This window comes from Pseudomonas sp. UBA2684 (assembly GCA_002354655.1).
In the GTDB taxonomy this organism is placed as follows: Bacteria; Pseudomonadota; Gammaproteobacteria; order Pseudomonadales; family Pseudomonadaceae; genus Aquipseudomonas.
The window spans coordinates 1-4,932 of record DELY01000028.1 but is presented as its reverse complement, the minus strand read 5'-3'; the positions used below and the strand labels follow the sequence as shown (position 1 = coordinate 4,932).

Genomic DNA, 4,932 nt, shown 5'->3' with positions numbered 1-4,932 from the left:
TCTAGAAAAGCCGGGGCTATTCATACTCTTCGGCGGTGATGCGTCCGAAATCACGCAAGGCGCCCAGGTATCCGAAAGCCCAGTTACCGGCCATTTCACGCCCCCGTTTGGTCGAGAGAGGGTCGCCAGCCAGCGCGATGAACTGGACGAGCTGGCAATCACCAAGCTCGCTCAAGAGGGTGGCAAGGTCTCTCATGACTTCACCCTGCCCAAGGGGATGCCCGCCAGTAGTGCTGCCAGGTCACCGCGGGCCTCGCGTTGCCGGAACGCCAATCGCTCATCAACGGGCCAATCAGGGCTATCCAGCTCAGCCGGATCGAGCTCCCAGCTACCCGAGATGCAGGTGTCATTCGGGTAACGCTCATTCAGCAACGCTGCCGCCCTGTCCGCCTCTTCACGAGTGGAGAAAGGCCGGATCAGCCTGGCAGTCGGCAACCCGTTCACGACCACCAGCGGAGTGGCGACGAAGTAGGAGATGATGCTGGTGGCCGTGCGCTGGAACGGCGCATCGAAGTCAACCTTGCTCATGAGCGAATCTCCTTCTCTTGGTCCATACGCTCCATCGCCTGGCGATGCTTGGCCAACATGCCGCCGGAATGCAGATGAAACTCCTGTAGCAAGTCGTAGAGCCGCTGGCTGACCGGATGATGGCCGCCACCGATCGCCGGCATCACTGCATCGAACAAAACCCGGCGTAGTTCTTCGTAGAGCTCGCGGGCATGGTTGAAGTGGTGAACCTCTTCCCGTGTCAGGGTGATGCCCTCGACCAGTTCGGCAGCCGGTATGACAGTGGCAAGTGCTGGAGCGCTCATTTCCTGCCCTACTTGTTCGGTAATCGCCAGGGGGTGGCGGGTAGTGGTTGGTTTACGCAAGGCGCACCTCCTGAGCTTCCAGAGCGCGAGCACGGGCCATGGCGCTGTTGTAGCGAGCCAGGCGAACGGAGAGGGAGGAGTCAGCGCGAAGGGCTGCCAGGGCGCGGGCTTTCCAGGCTGCTGCGTGTGATGAAGGCGGATTGAGGGTGTGTTTCATGGTCGAAGCTCCTATTTGGGAGCTGCCACCGTTCGCGGCCAAGCGAGTGATGGTGACAGCTATACGCGGGTTGGCCGACCGGGCAAATAGGAACCCGGCACACCCGAAGGTGTCCCGCGCACAGCTGCCATAAAACGCGGGCAACAAAAAAGCGCCCGTGTACTGCTTGGCGCTTGTGCGCCTATTTATGCTCGACCGGCCAAGGTCGGCCGCGGGATTTACCGCGACGGACGAACCATAGCGCCAGTTGGCGTGACTATCAACTAGCGTTGGGGGCTGTTGTTCTTGTCTCGAATCTCGACACGCTGCTTGATCCAGGCCTTTATCTCGCCCAACACGAAGCCGACTGGGGCATTGCGATGCTTCGAATCTGTTAGCGGCACTTGTTTGGGGAAGTCGCCAGATATAATCAGGCGATGGATGGTCGACTTGGAAAGCCCCGTAATCCGAAGCACTTCTGGTAAGCGGACGATGACGTACTCGTCGGTCAACCCGTCTTGTGGCTCTCGATCCATAGGGACTCACTCTGCTTGTAAGGTAATGAGCACCTTTGCAGATTAGCGGGCTGTCGCTGATTGAGCGAAGTACGGGCGGACTCATCGCATCGCCTCCGGGGCTTTGTTCGCTGGGACACGCATTTCTTCGATTGCGCGGATGATCTCGTCGCGTTCAACACCGTCAATCACCATGACTCCCGCCATCGCCACGCAGGCCGCAAAAGCAACTACTCCGACCGGAACGCCTTTGCTGTCGGCATAGCCAACGACTGCTGGCAGCAAGTCATCGAACAGAAAGGCTGCATGATCTTCAACGCGGTGGCCGTCATATAAGTTCATTCCTGCACCACGCTGTCTTCGGTGGGCACAGTGCCCAAGTAGTACCTGGCAACACCCGCGTGGGTGCGGCCCTGGTCATCCGTCATGGTGATGCGCTGGGTCTGGATCGGATGGCCGGCGTCTCGCAACTCCTTGACCCTGGCGGCGGGCATCATCACGTTGAGGTCTCGACGCGCCTCGATGGTGTCCACTGCACCGACCTGCAGGCGCTCAAGCAATCGGGCGCGTTGGGCTGCTGCGGTGGTATTCTTCAGGTGCGTTTTCTTAGGGCTGGCCTGTTGGTCGGCCTTTTTTGTGCTCATTTTTCAGCCCTCCCGCGGGGCTTGCTGCTCAAGGCGAGCCTGGAGGGTTTGATGCCGCTCACTGAATGAGAGGCCGCCGTCGGTTAAGATCTGATCCATCCGGCGCAGGTTCGCCAATGTTTGGGCGTCCACCATGCCAGCGAAGCTGTCGGCCGCGCTCTTCGGGGCAGCGCCATCAAGCGAGCAGGGGTTGTCGATGTCGCGCCCGGCAAGAGCCTGTTCGACGAACTCGGCCAGCGGGCTTGGTCGCCAGGTCTCTCCGCGGATCTCTGCCAGGCGAGCTAGGTCGACGGCCAACGCCGGGTGAAGCCATAGGCCTGGAGAGTGATTGCGGATGCCGTTACCGGCTGCGCCAGGGGCTGCTGCCGCGTGGCCACCGACTGTGCCTGCAACCTGGCGAATGATTCCGGCTGCTGCCAGCGTGCGCAGAAAGTCTGGTTTGTGCCGTGCACGGATCTGGTTGTTGTGCCATTGAGTGGGCAGGGGATGGCCATTGCGTTCAGCAATGCTGACCAGGGTGGGCTGGGTACCATCCAGCAGCAAGTACTCTTCGACGGACTGGCCGAAGCGTTTGACCAGCATGCTCGCATTGACCATGCCGTCGACGGGGTCGATTGCGAGGACGTGTTGCCCGTGGTGATGGATAGTCAGGTTCATGCTGCCACCTCGTTACGCAAGGCAATACGCTTACGCACCCACTCCTGAACCTCTGCGAGGACAAAACCGATAGGCGCTCCCCGCGACTTACTGTCGCTCAGCGCTACAGGCCGGGGGAATGTCGGATCATCTTTCAAGCGCTTATTAATGGTGGCGCGAGCAAATCCGGTGATTTCCATAACGTCCGGCATGCGCACAATCGTTAGCGCCGGGTCGAATGGTGGGGCGGAGGCAGAGCTGGCGGCTGACGCAAGCGGCTGGGAGATAGCGGCCGGTGTTGACGGTGCTTTAGACATATCAGTGCATCCATGTTTATTGCTGTATGGGTGACTGACGCTATGTCACTGGCGTGGCTTGGGAAGCCCTTGTCGAAACTATCCAAAACCTCTGCCGTGAAGACTGCTTTTGGCCATTTTCTCCTATATTGCGGCGTGAGTGCCGCCAGCCCTCTTCACCAGTTGCTGCTGCGATGAAGCACCGGATTTGAGTCGGAATACCTAAAAAATCTGGAACCGAACGAAAGCACAAATCGCCATTGATGCCTTGTATTTACTGGCCTCCATGAGTTTTCGGCTTGTTTTTCTAGTGGTTGCACAAGTCGCGCCAGTGACATAGCCCGGCTCTAATTTAAGAGTCGTGAGGGCGGGGCGATGCGAGCGAAAAAAGAACAGCCATTCTGCGCAGGGGATGACCATATTTCACTGAGTTGCCGTGAGCTGGCAGCTGCTCTGGGCATAAAGTGGGACACGGTCCGTCAGCGCCGGTACCGGGGCTGGTCGTGGTCAGAAGCGATTAACCCGAAGCTCCGCCGAACCACCTTCAACAATCACTGCAAGCCTAAAGCGTGAGTGTGGCTGTGCATTAGCCTCAAGGGCTAACAGCGCCAGCAACGGTCGATTTCTTTACTGCTGCTGGTGCTGCTGGTGCTGCTATGCCTGCTTGCCGAACTGGCCTTGCACCACGTTGCCCGCGGCCAGTGTGTCCAGGTGATCGGCATACCACTGCAGCATAGAGGTGCGCTGCTCCAGGTACTGCGCCTTGTTGTAGATCCCACGGACACCCGGTGCCTTGTGGCTCAACTGAGCCTCGATATGGTCAGCGGTGAAACCATGCTCATTCAGGATGGTGCTGGCGATATGGCGGAAGCCATGGCCCGTCTGCCGGCCCTCATAACCGAGGCGCCGCAGAGCCATCAGAAACACCGTATCGCTACGCGGTTTGGTGCGATCGCTACGCCCAGGGAACAGCAGGGCATAAGCACCAGTGATCGGGTGCAGTTCTTCCAGTAGGGCGATGGCCTGGCGGCAGAGCGGCACCAGGTGGTCACGGCCCTTCTTTCGGCCTTTGCGTTCTACCGGGATCGTCCACAGCTTCTTGTGGAAGTCGAACTCTGACCACTGCGCTTCCCGCAATTCGCTGGGGCGCACGGCCAGCAGGGTCAGCAGGCGCAAACCTAGCTGAACATCCTTGGCGTGAGGGTATGACTGAATGGCGCGGAGTAGGGCGGGCAACTCATCAGCGGATACATGGGCATAGTTCTCGGCCTTGCCGGCTGACAGGAACTTATGCACGCCGTCCAATGGGTTGTTTACGGCGCGGCCTGTCACGCGGGCCAGGTCGTACACATCCTTGCAGTAGGCACGCACCCGGCTCATCTGCTCCAGAATGCCTTGCTGCTCCATACCGCGCAGCAGCTCCATCCACTCCATAGACAAGATGCCGGTATACGGACGCTTACCGAAGGTGGGGAACACATGGCGTTCAAGCGCGCCCATCACCCGCTTGGCGGTGCCAGCGTCCCAGCTGTTGAGGCGAGAGGCATACCACTCCCGCGCCAGGTGCTCGAAGGTGTTGTCGGCGGCGGCCTGTTCTTCAGCCTTGCGCGCCTGCTTACTGGCGAGCGGGTTTTTCCCTTCGGAGGCATCAGCCCGCAGATCGGCAGCCTTTTGCCTGGCCAGTGAACCACTCACTTCTGGATAGCCGCCCAGGCCAAGCCACGACCATTTGCCGTCTGGCTTCTTGTAGCGCAGTTCCCACGACTTGTTGCCGTTGGGTTTCACCCGGAAATACAGGCCCGCGCCGTCCAATGCGGATTCCACGCTGACTCG

9 protein-coding genes are annotated in these 4,932 nt (G+C 59.7%); all 9 read right to left on the bottom strand.

The genetic code is table 11. The features are described from left to right. Window positions 1-16: 16 nt before the first annotated feature. The gene (locus B3M58_RS09735; protein ID WP_296218663.1) at window positions 17-196 is read right to left on the bottom strand and encodes a hypothetical protein; all 180 of its coding nucleotides are present in this window, start codon (window positions 194-196) and stop codon (window positions 17-19) included. After that, on the bottom strand, window positions 193-528 hold the full coding sequence (locus tag B3M58_RS09730; RefSeq protein ID WP_296218662.1) for a hypothetical protein: 336 nt from the start codon (window positions 526-528) through the stop codon (window positions 193-195). Before B3M58_RS09730 ends, B3M58_RS09735 begins: the two co-directional genes overlap by 4 nt. Next, window positions 525-872 carry a hypothetical protein gene (locus B3M58_RS09725; RefSeq protein ID WP_296218661.1) on the bottom strand — a complete coding sequence of 116 codons (348 nt, stop codon included), beginning with the start codon at window positions 870-872 and terminating at the stop codon, window positions 525-527. Before B3M58_RS09725 ends, B3M58_RS09730 begins: the two co-directional genes overlap by 4 nt. Window positions 873-1,292: 420 nt before the next feature. After that, window positions 1,293-1,544 (bottom strand): helix-turn-helix transcriptional regulator, encoded by a 252-nt coding sequence (locus B3M58_RS09720; RefSeq protein WP_296218657.1) that lies wholly within the window; start codon window positions 1,542-1,544, stop codon window positions 1,293-1,295. An 81-nt stretch (window positions 1,545-1,625) separates the two neighbouring features. After that, entirely contained in the window at window positions 1,626-1,865 is a 240-nt protein-coding gene (locus B3M58_RS09715) for a hypothetical protein (protein WP_296218655.1), read from the bottom strand. Beyond that, window positions 1,862-2,167, bottom strand: a complete 306-nt coding sequence (locus tag B3M58_RS09710; protein WP_296218654.1) for a helix-turn-helix domain-containing protein — start codon at window positions 2,165-2,167, stop codon at window positions 1,862-1,864. The genes B3M58_RS09715 and B3M58_RS09710 overlap by 4 nt, the downstream gene beginning before the upstream one ends. 3 nt (window positions 2,168-2,170) lie before the next feature. Continuing rightward, complete coding sequence (locus B3M58_RS09705) at window positions 2,171-2,824, bottom strand: hypothetical protein (protein ID WP_296218652.1); 654 nt, start codon at window positions 2,822-2,824, stop codon at window positions 2,171-2,173. Beyond that, window positions 2,821-3,015: a helix-turn-helix transcriptional regulator gene (locus B3M58_RS09700; RefSeq protein WP_296218650.1), complete on the bottom strand. Its 195-nt coding sequence runs from the start codon at window positions 3,013-3,015 to the stop codon at window positions 2,821-2,823. The genes B3M58_RS09705 and B3M58_RS09700 overlap by 4 nt, the downstream gene beginning before the upstream one ends. A gap of 738 nt (window positions 3,016-3,753) precedes the next feature. Further along, on the bottom strand, window positions 3,754-4,932 hold a 1,179-nt coding region (locus tag B3M58_RS09695; RefSeq protein ID WP_296218648.1), incomplete at its 5' end, for a tyrosine-type recombinase/integrase.

Bases quoted from the DNA above. Each gene is read 5' to 3' on its own strand.
- B3M58_RS09720 (WP_296218657.1), bottom strand. From the start codon at position 1,544: ATGGATCGAGAGCCACAAGACGGGTTGACCGACGAGTACGTCATCGTC.
- B3M58_RS09710 (WP_296218654.1), bottom strand. From the start codon at position 2,167: ATGAGCACAAAAAAGGCCGACCAACAGGCCAGCCCTAAGAAAACGCAC.
- B3M58_RS09715 (WP_296218655.1), bottom strand. From the start codon at position 1,865: ATGAACTTATATGACGGCCACCGCGTTGAAGATCATGCAGCCTTTCTG.
- B3M58_RS09730 (WP_296218662.1), bottom strand. From the start codon at position 528: ATGAGCAAGGTTGACTTCGATGCGCCGTTCCAGCGCACGGCCACCAGC.
- B3M58_RS09705 (WP_296218652.1), bottom strand. From the start codon at position 2,824: ATGAACCTGACTATCCATCACCACGGGCAACACGTCCTCGCAATCGAC.
- B3M58_RS09700 (WP_296218650.1), bottom strand. From the start codon at position 3,015: ATGCCGGACGTTATGGAAATCACCGGATTTGCTCGCGCCACCATTAAT.
- B3M58_RS09735 (WP_296218663.1), bottom strand. From the start codon at position 196: ATGAGAGACCTTGCCACCCTCTTGAGCGAGCTTGGTGATTGCCAGCTC.